The organism is Polynucleobacter asymbioticus QLW-P1DMWA-1 (genome assembly GCF_000016345.1).
Lineage (GTDB): Bacteria > Pseudomonadota > Gammaproteobacteria > Burkholderiales > Burkholderiaceae > Polynucleobacter > Polynucleobacter asymbioticus.
The window spans coordinates 620,638-646,034 of sequence record NC_009379.1 but is presented as its reverse complement, the minus strand read 5'-3'; the positions used below and the strand labels follow the sequence as shown (position 1 = coordinate 646,034).

The 25,397-nt window shown below is 45.5% G+C and carries 23 protein-coding genes, 1 other RNA gene, 1 pseudogene and 1 riboswitch; of the genes and pseudogenes, 12 read left to right on the top strand and 13 right to left on the bottom strand.

Features of this window, described 5'->3' with window-relative positions; genetic code table 11:
• The first annotated feature begins 1 nt into the window (after position 1).
• Together PNUC_RS03410 and PNUC_RS03405 are read left to right on the top strand one after the other, a co-directional pair.
• Positions 2-553 (top strand): TRAP transporter small permease subunit, encoded by a 552-nt coding sequence (locus PNUC_RS03410; RefSeq protein ID WP_011902497.1) that lies wholly within the window; start codon positions 2-4, stop codon positions 551-553.
• Positions 550-2,082, top strand: coding sequence for a TRAP transporter large permease (locus PNUC_RS03405; protein ID WP_011902496.1), 1,533 nt, complete (start codon positions 550-552; stop codon positions 2,080-2,082). Before PNUC_RS03410 ends, PNUC_RS03405 begins: the two co-directional genes overlap by 4 nt.
• A gap of 13 nt (positions 2,083-2,095) precedes the next feature.
• Here the strand turns inward: PNUC_RS03405 and panD are convergent, their stop codons facing one another.
• From panD to PNUC_RS03380, 5 genes are read right to left on the bottom strand one after another with little or no spacing between them, the layout of a single operon-like run.
• On the bottom strand, positions 2,096-2,458 hold the full coding sequence (gene panD / locus PNUC_RS03400; protein WP_011902495.1) for an aspartate 1-decarboxylase: 363 nt from the start codon (positions 2,456-2,458) through the stop codon (positions 2,096-2,098).
• A gap of 16 nt (positions 2,459-2,474) precedes the next feature.
• Positions 2,475-4,742 (bottom strand): arginine/lysine/ornithine decarboxylase, encoded by a 2,268-nt coding sequence (locus tag PNUC_RS03395; protein WP_011902494.1) that lies wholly within the window; start codon positions 4,740-4,742, stop codon positions 2,475-2,477.
• Complete coding sequence (locus tag PNUC_RS03390) at positions 4,739-5,653, bottom strand: ion channel (protein WP_011902493.1); 915 nt, start codon at positions 5,651-5,653, stop codon at positions 4,739-4,741. The genes PNUC_RS03395 and PNUC_RS03390 overlap by 4 nt, the downstream gene beginning before the upstream one ends.
• A gap of 13 nt (positions 5,654-5,666) precedes the next feature.
• Positions 5,667-6,233 (bottom strand): dCTP deaminase, encoded by a 567-nt coding sequence (dcd, locus tag PNUC_RS03385; protein WP_011902492.1) that lies wholly within the window; start codon positions 6,231-6,233, stop codon positions 5,667-5,669.
• Positions 6,234-6,285: 52 nt separating this feature from the next.
• The gene (locus tag PNUC_RS03380; RefSeq protein ID WP_011902491.1) at positions 6,286-7,116 is read right to left on the bottom strand and encodes a formate dehydrogenase accessory sulfurtransferase FdhD; all 831 of its coding nucleotides are present in this window, start codon (positions 7,114-7,116) and stop codon (positions 6,286-6,288) included.
• A gap of 143 nt (positions 7,117-7,259) precedes the next feature.
• On the opposite strand from PNUC_RS03380, the gene metG reads away from it, so the two are divergent.
• The 4 genes from metG (at position 7,260) to panC (ending at position 10,927) form a co-directional block, all read left to right on the top strand.
• Positions 7,260-8,930 carry a methionine--tRNA ligase gene (gene metG / locus PNUC_RS03375; protein WP_011902490.1) on the top strand — a complete coding sequence of 557 codons (1,671 nt, stop codon included), beginning with the start codon at positions 7,260-7,262 and terminating at the stop codon, positions 8,928-8,930.
• Positions 8,931-9,034: 104 nt separating this feature from the next.
• Positions 9,035-9,223, top strand: a complete 189-nt coding sequence (locus tag PNUC_RS03370) for a DUF3460 family protein (RefSeq protein WP_011902489.1) — start codon at positions 9,035-9,037, stop codon at positions 9,221-9,223.
• Complete coding sequence (locus PNUC_RS03365; protein WP_011902488.1) at positions 9,216-10,079, top strand: segregation and condensation protein A; 864 nt, start codon at positions 9,216-9,218, stop codon at positions 10,077-10,079. The genes PNUC_RS03370 and PNUC_RS03365 overlap by 8 nt, the downstream gene beginning before the upstream one ends.
• Complete coding sequence (gene panC, locus PNUC_RS03360) at positions 10,076-10,927, top strand: pantoate--beta-alanine ligase (protein ID WP_011902487.1); 852 nt, start codon at positions 10,076-10,078, stop codon at positions 10,925-10,927. The genes PNUC_RS03365 and panC overlap by 4 nt, the downstream gene beginning before the upstream one ends.
• A gap of 105 nt (positions 10,928-11,032) precedes the next feature.
• Here the strand turns inward: panC and PNUC_RS03355 are convergent, their stop codons facing one another.
• Positions 11,033-12,175 (bottom strand): linear amide C-N hydrolase, encoded by a 1,143-nt coding sequence (locus tag PNUC_RS03355; protein ID WP_011902486.1) that lies wholly within the window; start codon positions 12,173-12,175, stop codon positions 11,033-11,035.
• Positions 12,176-12,389: 214 nt separating this feature from the next.
• Here PNUC_RS03355 and PNUC_RS03350 point away from each other — a divergent pair, with 214 nt between their 5' ends.
• Positions 12,390-12,665 carry a glycine zipper domain-containing protein gene (locus PNUC_RS03350; protein WP_011902485.1) on the top strand — a complete coding sequence of 92 codons (276 nt, stop codon included), beginning with the start codon at positions 12,390-12,392 and terminating at the stop codon, positions 12,663-12,665.
• A gap of 187 nt (positions 12,666-12,852) precedes the next feature.
• Here the strand turns inward: PNUC_RS03350 and PNUC_RS03345 are convergent, their stop codons facing one another.
• The 6 genes from PNUC_RS03345 to PNUC_RS03320 form a co-directional block, all read right to left on the bottom strand.
• Positions 12,853-13,785 carry a methionyl-tRNA formyltransferase gene (locus PNUC_RS03345; RefSeq protein ID WP_011902484.1) on the bottom strand — a complete coding sequence of 311 codons (933 nt, stop codon included), beginning with the start codon at positions 13,783-13,785 and terminating at the stop codon, positions 12,853-12,855.
• Position 13,786: 1 nt separating this feature from the next.
• The gene (gene frc, locus PNUC_RS03340; protein ID WP_011902483.1) at positions 13,787-15,034 is read right to left on the bottom strand and encodes a formyl-CoA transferase; all 1,248 of its coding nucleotides are present in this window, start codon (positions 15,032-15,034) and stop codon (positions 13,787-13,789) included.
• Between the two features lie 127 nt (positions 15,035-15,161).
• Positions 15,162-15,590 (bottom strand): PAS domain-containing protein, encoded by a 429-nt coding sequence (locus tag PNUC_RS03335; RefSeq protein ID WP_011902482.1) that lies wholly within the window; start codon positions 15,588-15,590, stop codon positions 15,162-15,164.
• A 101-nt stretch (positions 15,591-15,691) separates the two neighbouring features.
• Positions 15,692-16,942, bottom strand: coding sequence for a formyl-CoA transferase (frc, locus tag PNUC_RS03330; RefSeq protein ID WP_011902481.1), 1,251 nt, complete (start codon positions 16,940-16,942; stop codon positions 15,692-15,694).
• 72 nt (positions 16,943-17,014) lie between these two features.
• Positions 17,015-18,724, bottom strand: coding sequence for an oxalyl-CoA decarboxylase (gene oxc / locus PNUC_RS03325; protein WP_011902480.1), 1,710 nt, complete (start codon positions 18,722-18,724; stop codon positions 17,015-17,017).
• A 204-nt stretch (positions 18,725-18,928) separates the two neighbouring features.
• Entirely contained in the window at positions 18,929-19,546 is a 618-nt protein-coding gene (locus PNUC_RS03320) for a Crp/Fnr family transcriptional regulator (protein WP_011902479.1), read from the bottom strand.
• 82 nt (positions 19,547-19,628) lie between these two features.
• Positions 19,629-19,842, top strand: a riboswitch (cobalamin riboswitch).
• A gap of 144 nt (positions 19,843-19,986) precedes the next feature.
• Here PNUC_RS03320 and PNUC_RS03315 point away from each other — a divergent pair.
• From PNUC_RS03315 to PNUC_RS03300, 5 genes and pseudogenes are all read left to right on the top strand, one after another.
• Positions 19,987-22,107 (top strand): TonB-dependent receptor, encoded by a 2,121-nt coding sequence (locus PNUC_RS03315; protein WP_011902478.1) that lies wholly within the window; start codon positions 19,987-19,989, stop codon positions 22,105-22,107.
• Between the two features lie 123 nt (positions 22,108-22,230).
• On the top strand, positions 22,231-22,518 hold the full coding sequence (locus PNUC_RS03310) for a hypothetical protein (protein WP_011902477.1): 288 nt from the start codon (positions 22,231-22,233) through the stop codon (positions 22,516-22,518).
• Positions 22,493-22,732: pseudogene (locus tag PNUC_RS11195) on the top strand (cell division protein ZapA); the annotation flags it as partial. The gene PNUC_RS03310 and the pseudogene PNUC_RS11195, both read left to right, overlap by 26 nt.
• Positions 22,733-22,813: 81 nt before the next feature.
• Positions 22,814-23,032: non-coding RNA, 6S RNA (gene ssrS, locus PNUC_RS10850), on the top strand.
• Positions 23,033-23,851, top strand: coding sequence for a sulfite exporter TauE/SafE family protein (locus PNUC_RS03300; RefSeq protein WP_011902475.1), 819 nt, complete (start codon positions 23,033-23,035; stop codon positions 23,849-23,851). It begins immediately after the preceding RNA gene.
• Here the strand turns inward: PNUC_RS03300 and PNUC_RS03295 are convergent, their stop codons facing one another.
• Positions 23,852-25,375 (bottom strand): malonate--CoA ligase, encoded by a 1,524-nt coding sequence (locus PNUC_RS03295; protein ID WP_011902474.1) that lies wholly within the window; start codon positions 25,373-25,375, stop codon positions 23,852-23,854. It lies immediately after the preceding gene.
• Positions 25,376-25,397: the final 22 nt, after the last annotated feature.

The window sequence follows — 25,397 nt, the reverse complement described above, 5'->3', positions numbered from 1 at the left end:
TATGGAGTTTTGGTCCAAGCTCTCTAACGGCATTGATCGCATCAACCAGATGCTGGGCAACGCAGCCAGCATCATGATTTTATTGTCCTGCGTAGTATCAGCGGCAAATGCCCTGATGCGTTATGGGTTTGATATCAGTAATAACTGGCCGCTAGAACTCCAGTGGTACCTATTTAGCGCAGCTGTGATGTTGGGCGCCGCCTATACCCTCAAACGCAATGAGCATGTCCGCGTCGACCTCATTTATTCCCACCTTTCTGATCGCGGTCGCCTCCGGGTTGATCTATTTGGCTTGATCGTCTTTCTAATGCCTGCATGTTTATTGTTTACATGGCTTTCCTGGACAACCTTGTTTTATCCGTCTTGGTTAATTCAGGAACACTCTTTAAATTCTGGCGGACTAGCTCGTTATCCCATTAAATTTGTTGTGCCCTTTGGGTTTTTTATGTTGAGCCTGCAAGGTCTCTCAGAAATCATTAAGCGAATTGGCGCACTCAAAGGCGAAATCGTGCTTCCTGCTGAAGACCTTCATTACGAAAAGCCAATGCAATGATCCCATTGGAATATATGCCACCACTGATGTTTGGTGGCTTAGTGATCTTTATGTTGGTAGGCTTTCCGGTGGCCTTCTCTCTGATGGCTGCTGCCCTGTTTTTCTCTGTTATCGCCATTAGCGAGGGATTTTTTGGAATGCCTTTTTTACAGGCGATTCCCCAACGAATCTTTGGTAGCGTTTTAGCCAATGACCTTCTCTTAGCCATTCCCTTTTTTACCTTTATGGGCGCCATTTTGGAGCGCTGCGGTCTCGCCGAGGAAATGCTGGACTCCATGGGTCAATTGTTTGGTCGTGTGCGCGGGGGCCTCGGTTACTCAGTCATCATCGTTGGGTTTATCTTGGGTGCCATTACAGGCACGGTGGCTGCTCAGGTGATTGCTATGGCCATGATCTCTTTGCCTGTGATGATGCGTTACGGCTACAACATGCGCTACGCCACAGGCGTTTTAGCGGCTTCTGGCACCATTACTCAACTTGTTCCACCCTCCCTTGTTCTCATTGTCTTGGCAGATCAACTCAAGACCCAAAGCGGTAGCGCTGATGTGGGCAGCATGTATTTGGGTGCTTGGGGCCCTTCTCTACTGCAGATTGGTCTTTTTGCGCTTTACACTTTCTTTCTATCCCGTATTCGCCCAGAGTATTTACCGCCCGTGCCAGAAAGCGAACTCACTCTCAAGGGTTGGGCTTTATGGAAAAAATGTCTCATGGGCATTATTCCTTCGGCTGTTCTCATATTCTTGGTGCTAGGTACCATCATGACGGGTATTGCCACTCCAACAGAGTCAGGGGCAATGGGAGCCATGGGAGCCCTATTGCTTGCGTGGATACGTCGAGCAAACATTCCCAACCTCAAAGGATTAATACAGCAAGCCTATCAAAACACAATGCGCATTACCGCCATGGTAGTGTTTATCTTGATTGGCTCCACTTGCTTCTCGGTAGTCTTTCAAGGGGTAGATGGTGGGCACTGGGTTGAGAATTTATTCTCAAGTCTGCCTGGCGGCTGGATCGGATTTTTAATTGTCGTCAATATATTTGTCTTCTTTTTGGCCTTCTTCTTAGACTTTTTTGAGATCGCTTTTATCGTGGTGCCGATGCTGGCTCCGGTAGCAGTAAAACTACTTTCACCCGTCTTGCTAGATTCCATGAATGGCAATCCGCAGGCTGCTGCCAGTGCTGCATTAGTTTGGTTTGGCGTCATGCTTTGCGTCAATATGCAGACTTCTTTCATGCACCCTCCATTTGGATTTGCCCTCTTCTACCTCAGAGGTGTTGCACCCAAAGAAGTCAAGAGTAGCGACATTTATTGGGGCGCCCTTCCTTGGGTTGGCCTTCAGCTCATCATGGTGCTCGTAGTGATTGCCTTCCCTGCACTAGTCACTACTTTGCTCGATAAACCTGCTGCAGTCATTCAGAGTCAGGATTTTAATTTCACAAACACAGACGAAAATAAACTGGAGGCCCCATCAAGCAAGATTGATGAAGATGCTCCGGTAAATTTTCAATTAGATAAACCGACTAAGTAATCGCGTTTTCTATTTAGATTTTTTTGATTTCTTTAATGCTGTTGTTGTCACCTACGAGAACAATTTTGGGTACATGATTATTTACTTCGGCGTCAGGAACTGATCCATAAGTACAGATAATGAGATGATCCCCAACGTGGGCTTTTCTAGCTGCAGCGCCATTTAAGGAAATAATTCCAGAGCCACGGACTGCTTTAATAATGTAAGTTGAAAAACGATTGCCATTATTGATGTTGTAGAGTTCAATTTTCTCAAACTCACGCATATTGGCAGCGTCCAATAGATCCTCATCAATACCACAAGAGCCTTCATAATGAAGATCCGCCTCTGTGACGGTTGCACGATGAATTTTGGCTAACAACATAATTCGATTCATTTGAATTTCCTATTTCTTACAAAGTGATATCACGTTCTTGTCGAACGCAGTCCACATAGTACTCACTACGTCCATCAACGTCTGCTTTTACCAAACCATGGATATCTGTTTCAAAACCAGGAAACTTCTCATTGAAGTCTCTAGCAAAGTAGAGGTAATCCACAATTCGTTTATTAAAGCGCTCACCTGGAATTAGCAATGGAATGCCTGGTGGGTATGGCGTTACCAACATGGCCGTTACACGTCCATCCAGCCTATCCAAAGGCACTCGATCCACTTCCTTATGAGCCATTTTTGCCCAAGCCTCAGAAGGCATCATTGCAGGCTCCATATCTGAGGTGTACATCTCAGTGGTCATGCGTGCTACATCACGGCTCTTATAAAACTCATGAATTTGCTGGCAAACATCTTTCAGACCAACGCGCTCATAACGAGGGTGCTTAGCTACGAACTCTGGAAGCACTTTCCACAAAGGCGCATTTTTATCAAAATGATCTTTAAATTGCTGCAACTCAGTCACCAAGGTATTCCAACGACCCTTGGTGATGCCGATAGTGAACATGATGAAGAAGGAGTACAGACCACACTTCTCTACGATCACACCGTGCTCAGCTAAATATTTAGTAACAATGCTGGCCGGAATACCCATTGAACCAAAGTTGCCTTCAATGTCTAAGCCAGGCGTCACTACCGTAGCTTTGATTGGGTCAAGCATATTGAAGTCTTTGGCAAGCTTGCCAAAATCATGCCAAGAAGCTGATGGCTCCAAAATCCAATCAGAACGCTCGCCAATACCTTCTTCGGCCAAATGATCTGGTCCCCAAACCTTAAACCACCAGTCGGCTCCAAACTTGTCATCAACCTCACGCATGGCACGACGGAAGTCCATTGCCTCCGCAATAGACTCTTCCACCAAAGTGGTTCCGCCAGGTGATTCCATCATGGCTGCCGAAACGTCGCATGACGCAATAATCGCGTACTGCGGACTCGTAGAGGTGTGCATGAGATAAGCCTCGTTGAAGCAATCACGGTCTAGCTTGGTATCTTCCGCATCTTGAACCAATACTTGGGACGCTTGAGAGAGACCAGCCAACAACTTATGCGTCGATTGAGTAGCAAACATCAAACTCTTCTTGGTGCGCTTGCGATCAGACCCAATCGCGTGCATATCCTTATAAAAAGGATGGAAAGCAGCGTGCGGCAACCATGCTTCGTCAAAATGTAAAGAATCTACCTTGCCATCCAGCATTTCTTTAATCATCTCAACGTTATAGACAATTCCATCGTAGGTGCTTTGGGTCAAGGTCATCACGCGAGGGACGACATCTTTATTTTTGATAAATGGATTAGCATCAATCTTTTTCTTGATGTTTTTCCATTCAAACTCTTCTTTAGGAATCGGCCCAATGATGCCCAGGTGATTACGGGTAGGCATTAAGAAAATCGGAATCGCGCCCATCATCGTGATCGAATGAATTACGGACTTATGGCAATTACGGTCTACTAATACTACATCTCCGGGAGCAACTGTCGAGTGCCAAACGATTTTATTGGAAGTAGATGTACCATTGGTAACAAAGAACAAATGATCTGCATTGAAGATGCGCGCAGCATTGCGTTCGCTCTGCAACACTGGCCCAGTATGGTCAAGCAATTGACCTAATTCTTCAACGGCATTACAAACGTCTGCGCGCAACATGTTCTCACCAAAGAATTGATGGAACATACGTCCTACTGGGCTCTTCAAGAAAGCCACGCCGCCAGAGTGGCCAGGGCAATGCCAAGAATAGGAACCTTCAGAAGCGTAATTAGTGAGCGCCCTAAAAAATGGGGGAGCTAAAGAATCGAGATACACCTTCGCTTCACGAATAATATGGCGCGCCACGAATTCTGGCGTGTCCTCATTCATATGAATGAAGCCATGCAATTCACGCAAGATGTCATTAGGCATATGACGGGAAGTACGTGTTTCGCCATACAGGAAGATAGGGATATCTTCATTGCGTTTGCGCACTTCAGTAATAAATGCGCGTAAATTATTTAATGCTGGCAGATCATGGTCTTCTGAATCAGAAACAAACTCTTCGTCATCAATTGAGACGATAAAGGAAGATGCACGGGAGGCCTGCTGCGCAAATGAAGTTAGGTCGCCGTAACTAGTTAGGCCGATCACTTCCATACCCTCGTTTTCAATGGCCTCGGCGAGATCACGAATACCGGAACCCGATATATTCTCAGAGCGAAAATCCTCATCGATGATGATGATTGGGAAACGAAATTTCATAAATACTCCCCTACTGACTTGTCCGAGGAACTCGGAACCCACTTCTCAAAATTGGCCAGATCTATGACCCGACCGCCGTCTGGCGAAACCGTGACTATATCGACAAATGTCGCATTTTGCTCAATATCTTTAGGCAAGTAAACATGTCGTGCATACACCTGGTTTGCAAGACTCTCATGGTAGCCGGTAAAAGTAACCAAAAGATGCCAATGGGGATTTTTAGCCCCCTCTGATAAACACTCCGTCAACAGGCTACTCTCATCTAAGGTATGCATCGCTGTCCATGTTAACGAAAAGACAGGGCTTTCAGAGCGATGCAATGGCAGCTCCACTGAGCGACGATAGCGCTCCCCTTCACTGGTAATGCTTTCAGCAATCATCCACAAACGCAATTGCGCTTCAACGATATGAGAACTACGGCCATTAGCCACCCGAAACTTAAATGTCTTCATGCCATTGTGATTCCCAACTACCGCCACTTTAGAAAAGTGTACCCCTGCCGTTGGTCGTGTAAAACGCGCAAATGCCAAACCGGTAGTTAATGCGGAATAGACAATGCCAAAAAAGGCTTCAAACGTCACAATAGAATTGGGCCAATGACCTACTGGCGTCATCTGACCATAACCGATGGTTGCCATGGTCTGGACACTAAAGTAAAAAACATCAATGAGAGCGCCTGGCTGAGTATTGGTAATGGCGCCAGGGCCGCAAGCCAAATAAGCTATAGCAAAAAGTAAATTGGTCCCCAAATACACAACGATGACCAGGAGCAAAAACTTACTCCAAGAGGTACCCAGCAACCAGTGATAAAAATCATTCTCCGGCCTGGCCAAAGAAGAGCGAGTGAGGGTCGCCCGATAATCCTCTACATTAATCCGTGTAGGACGGGAGCCAAACGGGAAATTGCTCACCGGGAATGAATGATCAGGTCTTGGGCAGGGTCACGCCCCGCTGACCTTGATATTTACCACCGCGATCTTTATAAGATGTGCCGCACACTTCATCACTTTCAAAGAAGAGTACTTGCGCACAACCTTCGCCTGCATAAATTTTGGCAGGTAGTGGCGTGGTATTAGAAAACTCCAGCGTCACATAACCTTCCCACTCAGGCTCAAATGGAGTGACGTTCACAATAATTCCACAACGTGCATATGTACTTTTACCAACACAGACTGTTAATACGCTACGTGGGATCTTGAAGTACTCGACTGTTCTAGCCAAAGCAAAAGAATTTGGTGGAATGATGCAAACATCGCCTTTGAAATCAACAAATGATTGCTCATCGAAATTCTTGGGGTCAACAATGGTGCTATTGATATTCGTAAAGATCTTGAATTCATTTGCACAGCGAATGTCATAGCCATAGCTTGAGGTGCCATAGCTTACGATTTTGTTACCTGCGGCGTCTTGGCGAACTTGCCCAGGTTCAAATGGGCTGATCATGCCTTGCTCGCCCATGCGGCGGATCCAGTGGTCAGATTTAATAGTCATGGCCGAATTGTAAAACCTTCAATAGGTACTGCCCATGAATTTATCGTCGGTTTTAGCTGAAAATGACCCTCTCAGGGGCGTTATAGATCTCGAAGTGCTTTCCTGAGCAACGGGAGAGAATCGTTAGATGGGTTTTGCGGGCCAGTTCAAGACCCATTAAGGTGACCCCCGATCGAGTTAACAAGAAGGGAATACCCATTTGAGCCCCTTTAATAACCATTTCTGACGTTAGTCGCCCAGTAGTAAAGAAGATGAGGTCCTTACCTGGTCTATCAGCCAGCCACATTAGCCCCGATATGGAGTCAACAGCGTTGTGACGCCCGACATCCTCAATGAAGTGCAAAAGATGGACGCCCCCTGACTCAGTCCGCTCAAAAACTGCACAAGCATGTACTGACCCAGACTTCTTATAAATCGTGTCATGAGTACGGATAGCCTCTACCAAGGCAAATATAGCCTCTTGAGGTAATGTTGGACCATCTGGCAGACGGATCTCTGACATCTCCTCCATTAACCCGCCAAACATCGTTCCTTGGCCGCATCCCGTGGTCACCACTCGTTTGCTGGTCAAGGCGTCTATATCGACTGTACTTCGACGGGTTTTGACTGCGGCAGAATCAGTCTCCCAGTCCACTTGGATGCTTTCAATATCGTCGGGCGACTCTACTAGGCGCTGATTGCGAAGGTAGCCTAAAACTAAGGCTTCTGGAGCGCTTCCCAAGGTCATTAGTGTGACTACCTCACGCTTATCCAAATAGATCGTTAAAGGACGCTCTCCTGGAATATGCGTTAGTTTTTTACGGCCAGCCTCATCCAATATCTCTACCTCGTGCACCAAGGGCACTGAGGCGCGTGACATCTGAATATTGGGTTTTACAGCCATGGATAGTCTCTAAGTTGGTTTTATCGCCAATTTTATCGGCACTAATCGGGGTTTTACTTTAACCGCAGACTAAAATCACTGCAGAACTCAGCATAATTTGAGATTCACCCCTAATTTAACCTTCTTATTTAAGTCCGCATTACATGAGTAGCTCCCAGCGTCGCCTTCTTGTTACCTCCGCCTTGCCATATGCCAATGGTCAGATTCACATCGGCCATTTGGTGGAATACGTTCAGACTGATATCTGGGTTCGGTATCAAAGAATGCGTGGTCATGAAGTCCACTACGTTGGAGCTGACGATACCCATGGCACGCCCATCATGTTGCGCGCTGAAAAAGAAGGCATTACCCCAAAAGAATTAATTGCGAATGTTTGGAAAGAGCATAAGCGTGACTTTGACAATTTCCTGATTTCCTTCGACAACTACTACACCACCGATAGTCCGGAGAATGAAAAGCTAGCGCAAAGTATTTACCTCAAATTACGTGATGCGGGTCTCATTGAAAAACGCGCAATAGAACAGGCCTATGATCCAGTCAAAGAAATGTTCTTACCAGATCGCTTTATTAAAGGTGAATGCCCTAAGTGCGGCGCTAAAGATCAGTATGGTGACTCCTGTGAAAAATGCGGGGCAACGTATTCCCCCACCGATCTGAAGAATCCTTTTTCAGTAGTGAGTGGTGCAACTCCGATTAAAAAAGTTTCCGATCATTACTTCTTTAAGTTATCAGACCCGCGTTGTGAAACTTTTTTACGTGAGTGGACGCAAGTTAAAACACCACTGCAACCCGAAGCGCGAAACAAAATGAAAGAGTGGGTTGGCGAACCAGGTGACAGTAAGTTAGGTGACTGGGATATCTCGCGAGATGCCCCGTACTTTGGCTTTGAAATCCCCGATGCCCCTGGTAAATACTTCTACGTATGGCTAGATGCCCCAATTGGCTATTACGCCAGCTTCCTCAATTACTGCCAAGCTAAAGGCCTCAATTTTGAGGAGTGGGTAAAGCCCGACACCACTACCGAGCAATATCACTTTATTGGCAAAGATATTCTATATTTCCACACGCTATTTTGGCCGGCAACTTTACAGTTTGCCGGTTATCGCACACCAACGAACGTGTTCGCTCATGGCTTCTTAACCGTTGATGGTGAAAAGATGAGCAAATCACGCGGCACTTTGATTTCTGCTAACAGTGTGATTGAGTGCGGTTTTAATCCTGAATGGTTCCGCTATTACTTTGCAACCAAGCTCAACGACAGTATGGAAGATTTGGATCTGAATCTCCAAGACTTTGTGGCACGCGTAAACAGCGACTTACTCGGCAAGTACATCAATATTGCAAGTCGAAGTGCGGGCTTCTTGGTAAAGCGCTTTGATGGTGTTGTTTCAGATGCGGCAATGAGTAACCCTCTGCTTCAAGAAATTGCTGCGGCTAGTGAAAAAATTGCTGGCCTCTATGAAGCGCGAGAATATGCAAAAGCATTGCGGACCATTATGGATTTAGCCGATAAAGTAAATGCCTTTGTTGATGAAAACAAGCCTTGGGAAATTGCAAAAAATCCTGAACGCGAAGCAGACTTACAAACAGTGTGTAGCGTGACTTTAGAAGCTTTCCGCATGCTCACTCTTTACCTCAAGCCCGTCATTCCGCAAGTGGCAGCAGGCGTAGAAGAGTTTTTCTCACTAGAACCTCAAAACTGGGCCGACATCAATACGCCTTTATCGAGCAAAAACCCAATTAAGGCCTATAAGCACTTAATGACCCGCGTTGAGGCCCCGCAAATTGAGGCTTTGCTGGCTGCAAACTTGTAAAAAACCCCTAAAAAAGCACCTATAATGGTGGTCGTAATCCCCACATAACTTTTGATATTAAATTTCATAAGTCATTGAATTTATTGAGTATTTTAGGAAATGCCATGGCAAGATATCAATCTGAAATCACCCAGTTCTTAACCGAACTCAAATCCGAGAAGCCCAATCTCGAGGCTGAGCAACAGGCTGGTCGCGCCCTCCTATGGGATAAAGAGCCATTGAGCGTTGAAGATCAACGTCGCGCCAAAGCTGCCAAATTAAAACAATGCGCCTACGTTTATTCGAATGACTGAGCCAAGTACTCAGCCGATCTCCGATTTACTAGATAGCACACCGTCGGTTACCGATGGCATGTCGGCTGCTTTCGCCAAGCTTTATGGCGAGCCCCTGTTTAAGCTTCCTACTGACTTATACATCCCTCCAGATGCATTAGAGGTTTTTCTAGAGGCCTTTGAAGGTCCACTTGATTTACTGCTCTACCTTATTCGTAAGCAAAATTTCAACGTCCTTGATATTCCAATGGCTCAGGTCACTCAACAATACTTGAGTTATATCGATCAAATTCGTCATCACAACCTAGAACTTGCTGCAGAATATTTGCTGATGGCAGCCATGCTGATTGAAATTAAATCCCGCATGTTGTTGCCGATGAAAAAAGCGGACAGCGAAGAAGAGGTTGAAGATCCTCGCGCAGAATTGGTACGTCGCCTCTTGGAGTACGAGCGCATGAAGCTTGCAGCACAAGAGCTTGATCAAATTCCACAGCAAGGTCGCGACTTCCAAATAGCCCATGGATTTGTTGACACTACAGTAGCTATTACCTGGCCTGAAGTGAATTTAGAAGATCTACAAATGGCCTGGCGTGATGTTCTCCATCGCGCTAAGCTAACTCAACACCACACTATTACTCGCGAAGAATTATCTGTGCGCGACTTCATGACTCGCATTTTGCGTCGCCTCCAAAATACGCGCTTTGTGGAGTTTGGAGAGCTATTTGAAGACGCCATTAAATCTGGTAAGGGCATTCCGGTTGTCATTGTGAACTTCATTGCCATGCTTGAACTTTCACGAGAAGCCTTAGTAGAGATCACTCAAGCTGAGCCATACGCGCCGATCTATGTGCGCCTTGCTTACACCCCTGTTGCATGAAGATTATTAGCGACATCCAAGAGTTGCGCGATCATCTGCGTGGTCAAAACCGTGCATCCTTTGTGCCGACCATGGGTAACTTACATGAAGGCCATTTGTCACTCATGCGTTTAGCAAGACAGCATGGAGATCCCGTCGTTGCCAGCATCTTTGTTAATCGTTTGCAGTTTGGTCCTAACGAAGATTTTGATAGCTATCCACGCACAATGCAGGCTGATATTGAAAAGCTGGAAAAAGAAGGTGTGTACATTTTGTTTGCACCGACTGAGCGTGACCTTTACCCTCAGCCGCAGGAATATCGTATAGATCCACCCCAGCAACTAGGGGATATCCTAGAAGGTGAATTTCGCCCAGGTTTCTTTAAAGGCGTATGTACGGTTGTTCTGAAGCTTTTCTCCTGCGTTCAACCTAAAGTTGCTGTGTTTGGAAAAAAAGATTATCAGCAACTGATGATTATTCGCCAGATGGCTAAACAGTTTGCTCTACCAGTGGAGATTATTCCCGGTGAAACGATTCGCGCAGAAGATGGTCTTGCCCTCTCCTCTCGCAACGGCTATCTCTCCGTAGAAGAACGTGCAGAAGCGCCTGAATTACAAAGAGTACTTCAACAAGTGCGCGAGCAGGTGCTTGGTCTAAAACACCGTGACGTTAGCTCTCTATTGGAAATTGAAAAGAAGGCTATTGCCACTCTTGCGGGTCGTAGATGGGAGCCTGATTACATTGCTATTCGTCAGCAAGGTGACTTGGCCCCCGCTTCAAATGAGCAATTACAAGCTGGTGAACCGCTCGTCATTTTGACGGCTGCAAAACTTGGCAAAACACGCTTGATTGATAACCTAGAGATTTAGATTGAGTGCCAGATTTCATACGGGCAACTCAAATCAGTAAAGACCTAAAGTAAATAACAAAAAACCACCCGAAGGTGGTTTTTCTTTTTAAGCTGCTGCTAATTTTTATTTATAAAACAAATTAAATGCATCAGCCCCAGCCTGGTCTACGGCATAGGTTGATACCGATTTCACCTGTTGCACATCCTTTAATTTATTCATATCGATTACTGTCCAGTTCAGCGCATTAATACTTTTTACAAAAGTAAGATTTCTCGCCAAATCATTCATCGTGGTCCACTCAGTGACCTCACTAGAAAATTTGCTTCCTCGTGGCCCATCCCCAACTCCGCCAGGGGGATCAATCGTCAGATCTTGGGGTCGGTCGAAGTTATTCATGATGTGTGCCAATAAATTAATGGCGTCCTCAGGATTTTTGCCCTTGCGAACATAGTTAGTGTAAAAAGCAGCTTTTACAAATCGTCCTGTAGCAGTTTGTGCGGATGGTAAGGCAGTCAGAGCAATACCCGCATCTGCAGTTTGTAGCTTTTGCTTTCCTAGTTGGCCGGTGTTTTTATTCACGTTTGTAAATGTATAGTTATTCAGATTAGTTAAATGCCAAGGGAACTCAGGAGCATTTGTCATGACGCCAACAGGATTGTCGTAGACATTCTTCTTGCCATTAATAAACTCAACAACTAAACCATTGCCTGCCTTGTCAAAAATAGCGTAATGCAGTGGCAAAGGTGCGCCGCCCATCATCGGTATCGGCGGCAACCAAAACTCAGTGTTGTCTGTGAGTAAGGCAGTCTTGACTTCGGCTACTGTCTTAAAATTACCCAATACCCAAGCGCCAAAATCATTCAAGGACAATATTTTTGATGCGTCATCACCTAAAGGTGGTGCTGTTAAATCATTTAACTCGTTACCAGAAAAACTCAAACCTTGATCATTAGCCCCTTCATCAATGAGGGGTTGTTTGGCTCCAGTTGTTACTGCTGCAGTCATTCCTAAAATGGCGTACTTCGTATTAAATGTGACGCCCTGAACCCCAGCCGGAGTTACAGATTCGATTTTGGTCCCAGCTGGAAAATAAGTCATCAAGGTTGGGACGGGAAAACTAAATTCCAGGGTACGGCCATGATAGGCATTACCGTTAACGTCTGTGACGATGAGAGCTGTACACGCGATAGCATTACCGATTGAGGAGAAAACAAGTGCTCCTGCAAGCATTAAGCTAGTGATAGTCTTAAAATTTTTCTTTTTCATATTGATGGTTGTGGTTACGTTTTGTGTGAGCAAGGCGAGTGAATTCAAATACTACCAGTCGATTAAGATGCAAATAAGTATTCTCACCTAGGGTTACCCCTAGCGCGAATATAGCCATGACAATGTGGCCTTGAAACTCCGGCCCCCACTTATTAAAGGCCCTCAATAACTAACCATTATTCAGATAAAATCGACACATCTATTCAGGAGAATCATGATGAAGAAAACTCTAGCTATAGCACTAACACCAGTTATCCTACTTACAGCTTGTTCAGGTATGAGTAATTCCCAGCAAAGAGAATTATCGGGCGCTGCGATTGGTGCAGCCGCTGGCGCCGGCATTGTTGCCATTGCCGGTGGAACTGCCATTTGGGGTGCTGTTGGTGGCGCCGCTGTCGGTGCAGTAGGCGGATACGCTTATGACAAATATGAAAAGTCAAAACAACAAGAGTACAACTCGGGTTACCAGGCTGGTAAAGCTACACAATAATTAAAGCGCCTTAAGAGACGCTTTTTTAATCCCAAATTCATTTCATTTAATTTAACTTAAATATTCGGGCCGCATTCTCAGAGTAGATCTTAGGTCGCTTAACCTCGGTGACAAAAGCCTCTTGAACAGCAATACGTTTTATTTTCTTGATGAAATTGGCTAAAAATAATCATTCAAATTGAAGGCACTATAGAGCGAAGGACTGCCCTACTTCTATATTCAACTCTTTAGCCAGCTCAGCACCAGTAACTTTGCCTGCTGCACCCTTAGCCTTTAGAACCTCTATTTGACCACCATGACAAGTCACAAAGAATGAATCTAAGGTGATCTGGGTTACTTCGCCAGGTTTGCCTTTTACAGAAGCAAATGTAGCAGCGACATGTTTATGGCAATCGTAGATTTGAATCTTTTGCTCGCCAAATTTAGTCCACGCTCCAGGAGCTGGATTGCAAGCGCGGATCAAGTTATAAATTTGACTAATGTGGGTTGCCCAATGAATTTGTGCAGCATTGGCATCAAACCAACCTTCATAGTTTGCTTTTGATTCATCCTGCACCACTTCTTGATGCTGACCCGCTACAACTAAATCAGCGGCTTCCATCAACGCTTTAATGCCCACCGGAAAGAGATGGTCAAAGTAAATCTTGCCTAAGGTGTCATTAGGCCCAATGGGTACTTCTTTTTGCAAAATCACTTCGCCTTCATCCAAGCCATCGGATGGACGGAATATGGTTAAACCTGTTTTTTCTTCGCCTAAGGCAATCGCCCAATTAATTGCGCTGGGACCACGGTACTTGGGCAGTAAGGAGGGATGGTATTGAATAGTGCCATGCTTCGGAATCTTTACCAGCTCTTGCGGTACAAATTGCAGAACATAGGCCATCACACAAATATCGGCATTGCTATCAATCATGGCTTGAGCAGCCTCTGGGCCCTTTAAGGAAGCAAACTGCAAGGGTGTTAGACCCCTTGCGAGCGCAGCTTCTTTCAGAACCTCGGGTTTGCTTGACTTGGGATTGTCTGGCGGGCAAAAAACAGCTACGACCTCATCCCCGCGATCTAAAAAAGCCTCTAAAGCAGCCTTACCAAAATCCGCACTCCCAATCAAAGCAACCCGCATCTTAGATCACCTTATCGTGACGAAGAGTAATTAACTCATCTGTTGAGTAACCTAACTCAGAGAGAATCTCGTCCGTATGCTCACCCAATAATGGAGAGCGCTCTACATCAGTAGGGCTATCCGATAACTTGATCGGGTTACCGACAGTGAGATATTTACCACGGATTGGGTGATCTACTTCAACCACAGTACCAGTAGCACGCAATGCAGGCTCTTCGGCAATTTCTTTCATAGACAAGATCGGGCCGCATGGAATGTCGTATTGATTTAATACATCCATTACTTCAAATTTGGTCATTGTCATTGTCCACTTTTCGATCTCACCAAAGATCTCCATTAAGTGTGGCAAGCGAGCCATTGGTGATGCGAAGCGCACATCAGTAATCCAGTCTTCACGACCGATCACTTTACAAATGGCTTCCCATACTGGAGCCTGAACAATCACATACATATATGCATTTGGATCGGTTTCCCAACCTTTGCATTTGACAATCCAGCCAGGCTGACCACCGCCAGAAGCATTGCCGGCGCGGGGTACAGAGTCACCGAACTCACCGTTCGGGAATTGTGGATACTCCTGCATGAGACCAACACGCTCAAGACGCTGTTGATCGCGCAATTTCACACGGCATAAGTTCAATACGGCATCTTGCATTGCTGCCAATACTTTTTGACCGCGACCAGAATGGGTGCGTTGATACAGTGCAGTAACAATTCCTAAAGCTAAATGCAATCCTGTGCCGCTGTCACCAATTTGCGCTCCAGTAACCATTGGAGGGCCATCATCAAAACCAGTCGTTGAGGCAGAACCACCTGCACATTGCGCCACGTTCTCATACACCTTGCAATCTTCGTATGGGCCAGGACCAAAACCTTTTACAGAAGCCAAGATCATCATAGGGTTGAGTTCTTGAATACGCTCCCATGAGAATCCCATGCGATCAAGTGCACCTGGCGCAAAATTTTCTACCAATACATCACACTCTTTAATGAGGCGCTCAAGAATTTCTTTACCCTTTTGGGTTTTGGTATTCACGGTAATAGAACGCTTGTTGTGATTGAGCATTGTGAAATACAAACTATCGGCATCAGGCATATCCCTTAACTGACCACGGGTAGCATCGCCTTCACCCGATTTTTCCACCTTGATTACATCCGCACCGAACCAAGCCAATAATTGCGTACAGGTTGGACCTGATTGAACGTGCGTAAAGTCGAGGATTTTTACCCCTTCTAGTGCTTTTGCCATGATTTAAGTCCTAATAAGAATGAAATTTTGAATTAGATCGATTTTACCAGTGAGAAAATACGCAAAATCGAATGTGCCCAATTTTTGGGCACAAAATGGGTTCAAGGCCTATGCAGGCTATGTGAGGCTATTTAGACAGGTTTTCAAGATCAGAAATGCGCTTTTTAAGGGCTCTCTCTTCTGCAAAACGCTCAGTCTCGTCACGAATAATCGCCACCACCCCACTTGCTCGGTGATTTTCGTCAAAAAGCATCCCTACTGAAAACGCTATGGATAAAGTCTGGCCATCCTTATGGAGCGCAGGCACCTTTAATAAAGAGCTGCCATAACGCGTTGTACCAGTCTCCATGGACTTCTCATACCCCTCAGAATGTCTCTGTCGCTGGCGCTCTGGAACAATTAAATCCAGACGTTGCCCAAGCGCCTCCTCTTGGGAATATCCAAAAATGCGCGTTGCTGCAGGATTCCACAACACAATCTTTTCATCAGCATCAGCAACAATAATGGCGTCGCCAACACACTCTACTAGTTGATGTAAATCGATATTGGTATTCATGTAATCAGTCTATAGAGTTTTTATGAGTAGCGCTTCATTTTCAAGATGAAAAAAGGCGCTCACAAGGAGCGCCTTCAAGTTAGTACATTTGATTATTGTTATTAAACTGCTTTAGCAGCGTGCAACTTAGCAATATCGTCAGAGCTGTAGCCAAGGTCAGTCAACACTTCATCTGTGTGCTCACCCAAAACTGGTGATGGACCAACTTCGATTTCCAAATCAGAGAACTTGATTGGGCTGCCGATAGTCAAATACTTGCCACGTACTTTGTGATCCACTTCAACGATTGAACCGCTCTTACGCAAGTCAGGTGAAGCAGCCAATTCTTTCATAGAGAGAACTGGAGCACATGGAATATCGAACTTGCGGAGAATGTCTACAGCTTCGTACTTAGTCTTGTCTTTGAGCCAGTCTTCGATTGTTGCGAAGATGTCAAAAATCTTGTCTTGACGTGCTTCAGCAGTCATATACGCTGGATCAGTTGCCCACTCTGGCTTACCAATCGCACGGGTGATTGGCTCCCAAGCGTGACCTTGAATAGTGAAGTAGATATATGCGTTTGGATCTGTTTCCCAGCCCTTACACTTCAATACCCATCCTGGCTGACCGCCACCACCGGCGTTACCGCCGCGTGGAACTACGTCAGTGAATGAACCGTGTGGGTATTGTGGGTACTCTTCCAAGTAACCAATCTTGTCCAAACGTTGTTGATCGCGCAACTTCACGCGGCACAAGTTCAATACCGCATCTTGCATTGAGCAAGATACTTTTTGACCTTTACCAGTTTTTTGACGCTGCATCAATGCAGTCAAAATACCAATTGCCAAGTGCATACCAGTATTAGAGTCACCTAATGCTGCAGCAGAAACTGTAGGAGGACCATCCCAGAAACCAGTAGTAGAAGCAGCACCACCAGCACACTGAGCAACGTTCTCATACACTTTTAAGTCTTCGTATGAGTGGCCATCGCTAAAGCCTTTAACAGAAGCCATAATCATTTTTGGGTTCAATTCTTGGATACGTTTCCAAGAGAATCCCATGCGATCCAAAGCGCCTGGACCAAAGTTCTCAACCATCACGTCAGAAGTCTTGATCATCTTTTCTAAAACTTCTTTACCTTCTTGAGTCTTAGTATCGAGAGTTAATGAACGCTTATTACCATTGAGCATGGTGAAGTACAAAGCATCTGCGCCTGGGATATCGCGCAATTGGCTACGTGTTACGTCACCAGAACCTGGACGCTCTACTTTAATTACGTCAGCGCCATACCATGCTAACAACTGAGTACATGCAGGACCTGCTTGTACGTGTGTGAAGTCAATAATGCGAATACCGTCTAATGGTTTAGTCATGTGTGTTTCTCCTTAAGTCTTTCTTGTTTACTTCTAAATTTAGCCTAAAAAATATTAACCTTTTGTTACTTTTTATTTCTTAGCAGCTGCTGTGGATGGGTTTAAGTTCGTTAAACGTCCACTCTCAGTACCTGCAGTTTCATCAATAACAGCATTGATGAGGGCTGGTTTACCGGCAGCAATCGCTTCTGTTAACGCTGCTTCTAATTCTGCTGGAGTAGTAACGTAGTAACCCACGCCACCAAATGCCTCAATCATCTTGTCGTAACGGGCATCTTTAACGAATACAGTCGGCGCAACATCTGCACCACCCGTTGGATTTACGTCAGTACCACGGTACACACCGTTGTTATTAAATACAACGGTAGTAATTGGCAGGTTGTAACGGCAAACTGTTTCTAATTCCATACCGCTAAAGCCAAATGCGCTATCGCCCTCTACTGCAACTGTAGGCAGACCACTGGTAACTGCGGCGCCAATGGCGTAGCCCATACCAATACCCATAATGCCCCATGTGCCGGAGTCAAAGCGTTTGCGTGGCTTGTACATGTCAACAATTGCACGGCAATAGTCCAGAGTATTTGCCCCTTCATTGACTAAGTTCACGTCTGGGTTCTTCTTGATCACATCACGAATTACACGTAAGGCGCCATGGAAGTTCATTGGGTTTGCTTCTTTAGCCAATGTCTCTGCCATCTTCGCAGTGTTCTTGTCTTTCTTCTCAGTGATTGCAGCAATCCACTCAGCACTCGGCTTAGGCACCGCAGAGATACCTTTCAAGAGTTCACCGACGCATGAACCGATATCACCAATCAATGGGGCAGCGATTTGTACGTTGCTATCCACTTCATTTGCTTGAATATCAATTTGAATAAATTTCTTCGGATCTTTACCCCAAGTCTTGCCTTTACCGTGTGAAAGCAACCAATTCAAACGTGCGCCAATCAACAACACTGAATCAGCTTCAGCCAATACGAATGAACGCGCTGCAGAAGCAGACTGCGGATGATTATCTGGCAACAATCCTTTTGCCATCGACATTGGCAAATAAGGGATACCTGATTTTTCGATCAAGTCACGAATCTCTTTATCAGCCTGAGCATAAGCAGCGCCTTTGCCCAAGAGAATTAATGGACGCTTAGCGCCCTTCAGTACATCCAACGCACGAGCAACTGCATCAGCCGCTGGAATTTGACGTGGAACTGGATCAATTACTTTGAAAATAGACTTCTTAGCTTCTTCAACAGGCATTGTTTGAGCGAGTAACTGAGCTGGCAAGTCTAAATAAACACCGCCTGGACGACCAGAAACTGCAGCGCGAATCGCACGAGCAAAACCAATACCAATATCTTCAATGTGATTGATACGATAAGCCGCTTTGCAATATGGCTTAGCTGCATTGAGCTGATCCATCTCTTCGTAGTCACCTTGCTGCAAGTCAACGATTTCACGCTCGCTTGAACCTGAAATCAAAATCATTGGGAAGCAATTGACAGTGGCGTTAGCCAGCGCTGTTAAACCATTCAAGAAGCCTGGTGCAGAAACAGTCATGCAAATGCCAGGCTTTTGTGTCATGTAGCCAGCAATCGCTGCAGCATTACCTGCGTGCTGTTCGTGACGGAAACCAATAAAACGTAAACCTTCAGCTTGCGCTAAACGGCATAAGTCAGTAATAGGAATACCAACGAGACCGAAAATGGTATCGAGATCATTTGCTTTGAGGGCGTCAATAACAAGGTGAAAGCCGTCTGTTAGTTGTGTGTTTTGGTTATCTGTTGTCATAGTAGTTTTTATATGAATTGCGAAAGGGCACTCGATGAGGGCAAAAGCAATTTAGCTTGCGCTACTGTCTCCAATTAAGTTATGAATTGCACTACGGGTTTTAGTTCCCGCTTAGGCTGAAATGAATATTAGGCTTGAGGGTGGGGTTCATCATTGACTTCGGTCAATTTCCCCCTAAATCCAGCAATCTAAAGCGGTTCAAGCCTAAATAAAGAGCTCTTTATGCTTAGTTTTGAGGCGGCTCAGGGTCTCAGGGGAAAGATTGAGATACGCGGCCAGCTCTTTTTTAGGAAGCAGCTCAAATAGATCCTCATATTTACGCAAGAAACGCTCTACCCGGCCCGGGGCATCCAACATATGCAATGTGATGGTGTGCGCCATGATTTCGCTCATCAAACGCATGACTTCAAACTCAAAGCTTTCCTTGAGAGGCTTGTGCTCCTCCAGGAATTCAGCCCACTTCTTCATGGGCATACGGGCGACACGAGCCTTAGTCACACAGGCTATGCTGTATGGGGCCGCCGTCTTCAGGCGCCATGCGGCATAACTGGTTTCAATATCTTTTTCGATGGCAAAACGCAGGATCATTTCCTTAGCATCGGCACTGGAAACGATACGCTTGAGAATTCCATCAAGGACAAAATACTGCTCCATCTGGTGATCACCTTGATGAAGCAGTATTTCTGATTTTTTGAGGTCCGAAATTTCTAAATGGCGCTCTAAATCGGCCATTGCTGCCGAATCTAAGCTTTTAAGCACTGAGTTTTGGCTCAGTTGAAGACGAATCAGGTTTTTTTCGAGGTGCTTGTCTAATGCTGTCATGAATCCTTCATCCTAGACCCTCTATTGTAGGCTTTTTCGCCCCAAAAGAGGGGCTAAAACCCTAAACAGCCTCTGTTATGAGCTAAAATCCAGGGGTCGTGGTGCTTTGTTGCAATGCAACAGAGTTAAACGGGAAACACAAAACGTGTGCTGCCCCCGCAACGGTAAGTAAATGCCCTCTTTCAGACATGAAAAGGGTCAGGAGTCTGAAATAGCCACTGTGCGCGTCAATTGCATGGGAAGGCCAGATTCTGAGATTTACTAGCCCGGATACCGGCCAAGACAGGTGGAATTTTGCGGACGGGGACCTTCGCGCGCCGATGACAGCGCCCTATCTCTTGATGCGACGCCAAATTGACGCCTGATCTCTTGCACGTGAAATTCTGTTCGACCCAACTAACGGGGAAGTTAGTTAGGCAATCGATAACAGGAAGTCATGAATGAAGCAGCAGTTCAAGCGAAGGCCTATCGCCCTATTTTGCGGCGCCCTATTTGCATTTGGCTTATACACATCTGCATTTGCACAAAGCTCTCAATCTACTGTCATCGTGACAGGCTCACGATTTGAAGAAAACCTCAATGAAGTTCCGGCGAATGTTCAGGTAATTACTCGAGATGAGATTGCCAATTCAACATCGAGCAATATTCCAGATGTTTTATCTCAAATCGGCGGCCTCAATGTGCGAAGCACTAATCCAGGACAACTCAATCTTGATGCAACTGTCGACATGGGTGGTTATGGTGTGGGTGCAAATAGCACCACATTAATTTTAGTTGATGGCCAAAGAATTAATTCCATTGATTCAACAAGTATTAGCTGGGAGTCAATTCCCATCGACTCCATTGATCGCATCGAGGTATTACAAGGCGGAGCGAGCGTTCAATACGGAAACGGCGCCGTTGGTGGCGTTATTAACATTATTACCAATGGAAATACTTCGAAGTTGAATCAAGCTAGCGTTAGTTACGGCAGCTATGGAACCCTAGTGAACAATGCAATATTGCGCGATAGCTTTGAAGACACTACATATCAATTAACGGCCAATACCTCCAATACGCAAGGTTGGAGGCAAAATTCCGCAGCAAATGCTTATGCCTTTGATGCGAAGATCACCCAAAAATTTGGCGGGATAGACAAAATCTATACCGACTTCTTTTATGGTTACACGAATGCGCAAAACCCAGGCGGTGTTGTTGGGCAAGTTGGGGAAGGAAATCCTCAATCTGCCAAGTTCAATAATATTGGCTCAAACACCACAACCAACAATGCGGGGGTTCGATTTGGCGGAACCAAAGGGCTAGGGGATGGTTACATCGGAGAGTTAGATGCTTCCTATACCAATAGAACAGTCTTTTATTACAACCCCTTTTACGATAGTGATGCCGCTCTCAATGTAACGCCCTACCCTATTGTGGGAGCAAGTAATAGCAACCTATCCGGCTGGCAATTGAACTTAACTCCTCGCTTAAAGGCAGACTTAGGGCCATTGGGCACGGGGATTGTGGGATATGAATTAAACAAGGCTGGCCAAGGCGGAACAAATGCTTTTGGTTCTGCCGCCACCAACATTTTGACGCAAGACTATTACATTTCCAATCCCAATGGACTGCCTTATAACTCTCAACATGCATCCGTTCTGAATCAATCGTTTTATGCAATTCTTAAATTACCGATTACGAAAGAACTCAGTCTTGATGGTGGAGCGCGCCATCAAATGCAACAAGCCAGCACTTATGACTCAAACATTTACTCACCGAATGGTGCCGTCACTGCTGATCAAACCTATTCAGCTAATGCAGGGGATGTTGCCTTAAATTTTAATTACGCAGGCAAGCAAAAAGTCTATGTGAAGTGGAATCAGTCTTATCGCTTTCCCAATATTGATGAATTCTGGGGATTTGATCCCAACACTTATAACCGTGTGTTTAACGGGATCCTTAGACCGCAAATAGCACAAACGTATGAGGTCGGCGGTAACTGGATGTGGAGCAGCGTCAGAGTGAATGGATCTATTTTTTCATCTAGCTCTCAAAATGAAATCATGTATGACCCTTCTTCAGGCTTAAATTACAACTCGCAGTACAACGTTAATCGCCGCGGTGTAGCGATGGATACATCATCCAACATTACTAATCGACTGAGCCTTGCAGGTGGCGGTAAATTTCAGCATTCTTACTATGCTGATGGTCCCTACGCTGGAAATGCTATTCCCGTAGCCCCCAACTTACTACTAAACGCCAGAGCAAGTTATTCAATAGATGAAAATTGGTCTGTTGGCGGCGTAGTGAATTACGTTAGTAGCCAACACTATGATGCAAGCCAAATTTATTACAGTTCACTTGCGCTCATGCCATCCTATACAGCTGGTGATGTGTATATAAATTACAAGACTGGAAATTTTGATGCAAAGTTCACGATTAAAAACGTAGGGAATGCCTCGTATGCGAGTTACGGGGGATACACCAATGTCATGGCAGCGAATGGAACGTTTAGCAATAATTACTACTATTACCCAAGCGATGGCAGAGCGTTTTATATCACCGGAAAATACAACTTCTGACCGATCTGAAGGGTTGCCAGCCCAACCCTTCCTTTTAAGATCAAAATAGGGTTATTTCAGAGCAGGTAAAGCGAAAACAGGGGTGTAGCGCAAAGCTTCCTTTCTCAAGGCTACAATGCCAATATGAGCGAATTAACCCCACTTCCCCCAGGCGATAGCTCCAGCGACATAGATGCGCTGCGATCTTCTATTGCTCGGCTAGCTGAAAAGATTGCGCTAATTAACGAGGCGGTCACAAACCTCCATCAAAATCGTGCGCAATTGGAAAATAAAATTGAAGATGCTCAGAAACGGGTGCAACGTATTTTGAGTCGCTTACCAGATCAAAATGATGGCCGCCAATTAAACTTGCTTGGCGAAACAATTCCCCCAATTACTCCAGAGGATGACAGTGAGCCAACAACGCATTGAAGTAACTCTTGCTGGGCAGAAGATCACTCTTGCCACTAGCGCAGAACACGAACCCCTACTTCGTGCAGCATGCGTGTTGGTTGACGAGCAAATTCAACTCGCTATTGGCGGCGGTAATCGCAGCATCGAGCGAGCGAGCATGATGGCTGCTCTCAAAATTGCTGGCGACTTAATCACTCTACAAAAGAAACAACCGCAATCCAGCGCTTCCACAAATGTAAGCCCTGATGAAGTAGTTCGACTAAAAGCAGAAATTCGTGCGCTTGAAGAGCAAGTCGATACTTTGATGCAAACCCTTTCCCTGCCTGGTTCGCCAAGGCCAATAGTTCCTTGAACCGATGCGCAAGCATCCGGAACGATCTTTACCTTGTGGGCGTGAGCGTTTCGAAAGTTCACAGTGTCAGCCTCGAGCTGGTCACTCCCTGAGCCTCTTAATGCACCCGAAGCAGAGTAGCCGTTCCACCTTGAACCTTAGGGTTCAGGATGACGGCCTAGCGGCTAAGGCGGGGAATTCATGTTACTAAGCGATATCTTGATGCTGATGTTGTGCGGCGGCATCTCGGGATTTTTAGCCGGCCTCTTAGGGATTGGTGGCGGCATGATTCTCGTGCCATTCATGATCTTGGTTTTTGGTCATCTCGGCTTCAATCCAGAAGTCATTGTGCATATGGCCATTGCTACTGGTATGGCAACGATTTTGTTCACTACCTCTTCGGCTATTTGGGCACATCACAAACATGGATCCGTTGACTGGAAACTAGTTGTTGCATTGAGTCCTGGAATGATTTTTGGTGGCCTAGTAGGTGGTAGTGAATTATTTGAAGCCTTGAAGACCTCCTGGCTTTCTCTTTTTTTTGCTATCTTCATTGTGTATAGCTCTATCCAAATGCTATTGAACAAAAAACCAAAGCCTGGCAGAGAATTGCCCGGGCCTTTAGGCCTGTTTGGCTTTGGAACGTTTGCCGGCGCACTCGCAAGTTTGGTTGGCGCTGGGGGTGCCTTCATTACCGTACCATTCATGCTGTGGTGTAACGTGAAGCCCCACAATGCCATGGCCAGCTCATCTGGCTTGGGATTTCCAATTGCAGCGGCAGCTACATTGGGTTATATGTATGGTAGCTGGGGAAATCCCAACTTACCAGTAGGTTCGCTTGGGTTTGTCTACCTGCCAGCAGTTGCATGCATCGTAGCGGTCAGCATCTTTACCGCGCCGATTGGCGCCAAGATGGCCAGAAAGCTGAATGTGGGACAACTCAAGAGAGTCTTTGGCGTGATGTTGCTATTCCTTGCAGCCTTCATGCTTAATGAAAGCCGCAAGGCATTTGGGTTTTAACTAACTCGTATATTGCTGACGCAAAATATTCTTTTGCACTTTACCCATTGCATTCCGAGGTAAATCACCTACGATCTCTAAACGCTTAGGAATTTTGAAGTTCGCAATTTGAGTTTTGAGCGTAGCAATCATGGCTTCGGCATTCAACTTTGCACCCGCTTTAGGCACTACCACTGCCATCACCGCTTCACCAAAATCAGGATGCGGAATGCCGATCACTGCGCTTTCGTCTACGCCATCCATGTCATCAATAAAGCTTTCGATTTCTTTTGGATATACGTTGTAGCCACCAGAAATAATCAAGTCCTTACTGCGTCCAACGATGCATAAGTAGTCTTTAGGTGCTTTGCCGCCATTGGCATCACCACCCCAACGACCAACGTCACCAGTCTTAAACCAACCATCCTTGGTAAATTCTTCGGCGGTCTTTTCTGGCATATGCCAGTAACCCTTAAATATATTGGGGCCTTTTACCTGAATGCTGCCAATCTCGTCAACACCACAGGGCTTGTTGTTCTCGTTTACTACGCGAACCTTGACTCCTGGTAAAGGACGCCCAACTGAGCCGCCTACACGCTTACCTTTGTATGGGTTAGAAACTAACATCACAGTTTCACTCATGCCATAGCGTTCCAGTATTGGTTGACCAATCACTTCTTTGAAAGTATTAAATGTTTCTGTAAGCAGCGGTGCTGAGCCACAAACGAATAAACGCATATTACGAGCTACATTCTTATTGAAATTCTTGTCCGCCAATAGGCGAACATAGAAAGTAGGCACACCCATCATCACAGTTGATTGCGGCATATGATGAATCAGTTGAGATACGTCTAAGCGCGGCAACCAAATCATCTTGCTGCCATTGATTAATGCACCGTGGGCTGCCACAAACAATCCGTGTACGTGGAAAATAGGCAAAGCATGCAACAGCACGTCGCCCTTTTTCCAGCCCCAGAATTTTTGTAATACTTGTGCATTGCTATATAAATTCTTATGAGACAGCATGGCGCCTTTGCTACGGCCTGTAGTACCAGAGGTATACAAAATCGCAGCCAAGTCATCGTCTTTAGTAACCACAGTCTTAAAGCTATCGCTTAATCCTGCAGCACGCTCGAGCAAAGTACCTGTTCGGTCATCATTTAAAGTAAAGACATGTTTAGTGCCCGCTTTAAAGGCAACCTTAGATACCCAAGAAAAATTCTTGCCGCTGCAAACCATCACTGCTGGCTCGGCATTCTCAATAAAGTACTGAATTTCAGCTGACTGATACGCAGTATTTAAAGGCAAATACACATAACCGGCGCGAATCGTAGCCAGGTACAGAAAGAGTGCTTCAGGCGATTTTTCAACCTGAACAGCCACTCTTGAACCTGCTGGTAACTTCAGACCTTTTAATAAATTTGCCATCTTTGCAGTGGCACGCTCTAGATCATCCCAAGAGTAATAAAGACCATCATGCGTTTCTAAGGCGCATGCTTTTTTATCTTTTGGAAAACCTTTTTCCAGCACTGAATATAAATTCATGAAAACTATCCTAAATTTCTTA

What these genes read in the sequence shown, in the direction of transcription:
- PNUC_RS03310 (WP_011902477.1), top strand. Translation starts at nt 22,231, where the DNA reads ATGAGCGAATTAACCCCACTTCCCCCAGGCGATAGCTCCAGCGACATA.
- PNUC_RS03320 (WP_011902479.1), bottom strand. Translation starts at nt 19,546, where the DNA reads ATGACAGCATTAGACAAGCACCTCGAAAAAAACCTGATTCGTCTTCAA.
- PNUC_RS03315 (WP_011902478.1), top strand. Translation starts at nt 19,987, where the DNA reads ATGAAGCAGCAGTTCAAGCGAAGGCCTATCGCCCTATTTTGCGGCGCC.
- frc (WP_011902481.1), bottom strand. Translation starts at nt 16,942, where the DNA reads ATGACTAAACCATTAGACGGTATTCGCATTATTGACTTCACACACGTA.
- metG (WP_011902490.1), top strand. Translation starts at nt 7,260, where the DNA reads ATGAGTAGCTCCCAGCGTCGCCTTCTTGTTACCTCCGCCTTGCCATAT.
- frc (WP_011902483.1), bottom strand. Translation starts at nt 15,034, where the DNA reads ATGGCAAAAGCACTAGAAGGGGTAAAAATCCTCGACTTTACGCACGTT.
- PNUC_RS03395 (WP_011902494.1), bottom strand. Translation starts at nt 4,742, where the DNA reads ATGAAATTTCGTTTCCCAATCATCATCATCGATGAGGATTTTCGCTCT.
- panC (WP_011902487.1), top strand. Translation starts at nt 10,076, where the DNA reads ATGAAGATTATTAGCGACATCCAAGAGTTGCGCGATCATCTGCGTGGT.
- PNUC_RS03335 (WP_011902482.1), bottom strand. Translation starts at nt 15,590, where the DNA reads ATGAATACCAATATCGATTTACATCAACTAGTAGAGTGTGTTGGCGAC.
- PNUC_RS03365 (WP_011902488.1), top strand. Translation starts at nt 9,216, where the DNA reads ATGACTGAGCCAAGTACTCAGCCGATCTCCGATTTACTAGATAGCACA.
- PNUC_RS03355 (WP_011902486.1), bottom strand. Translation starts at nt 12,175, where the DNA reads ATGAAAAAGAAAAATTTTAAGACTATCACTAGCTTAATGCTTGCAGGA.
- oxc (WP_011902480.1), bottom strand. Translation starts at nt 18,724, where the DNA reads ATGACAACAGATAACCAAAACACACAACTAACAGACGGCTTTCACCTT.
- PNUC_RS03295 (WP_011902474.1), bottom strand. Translation starts at nt 25,375, where the DNA reads ATGAATTTATATTCAGTGCTGGAAAAAGGTTTTCCAAAAGATAAAAAA.
- PNUC_RS03380 (WP_011902491.1), bottom strand. Translation starts at nt 7,116, where the DNA reads ATGGCTGTAAAACCCAATATTCAGATGTCACGCGCCTCAGTGCCCTTG.
- PNUC_RS03410 (WP_011902497.1), top strand. Translation starts at nt 2, where the DNA reads ATGGAGTTTTGGTCCAAGCTCTCTAACGGCATTGATCGCATCAACCAG.
- dcd (WP_011902492.1), bottom strand. Translation starts at nt 6,233, where the DNA reads ATGACTATTAAATCTGACCACTGGATCCGCCGCATGGGCGAGCAAGGC.
- PNUC_RS03370 (WP_011902489.1), top strand. Translation starts at nt 9,035, where the DNA reads ATGGCAAGATATCAATCTGAAATCACCCAGTTCTTAACCGAACTCAAA.
- PNUC_RS03300 (WP_011902475.1), top strand. Translation starts at nt 23,033, where the DNA reads ATGTTACTAAGCGATATCTTGATGCTGATGTTGTGCGGCGGCATCTCG.
- PNUC_RS03345 (WP_011902484.1), bottom strand. Translation starts at nt 13,785, where the DNA reads ATGCGGGTTGCTTTGATTGGGAGTGCGGATTTTGGTAAGGCTGCTTTA.
- PNUC_RS03350 (WP_011902485.1), top strand. Translation starts at nt 12,390, where the DNA reads ATGATGAAGAAAACTCTAGCTATAGCACTAACACCAGTTATCCTACTT.
- panD (WP_011902495.1), bottom strand. Translation starts at nt 2,458, where the DNA reads ATGAATCGAATTATGTTGTTAGCCAAAATTCATCGTGCAACCGTCACA.
- PNUC_RS03405 (WP_011902496.1), top strand. Translation starts at nt 550, where the DNA reads ATGATCCCATTGGAATATATGCCACCACTGATGTTTGGTGGCTTAGTG.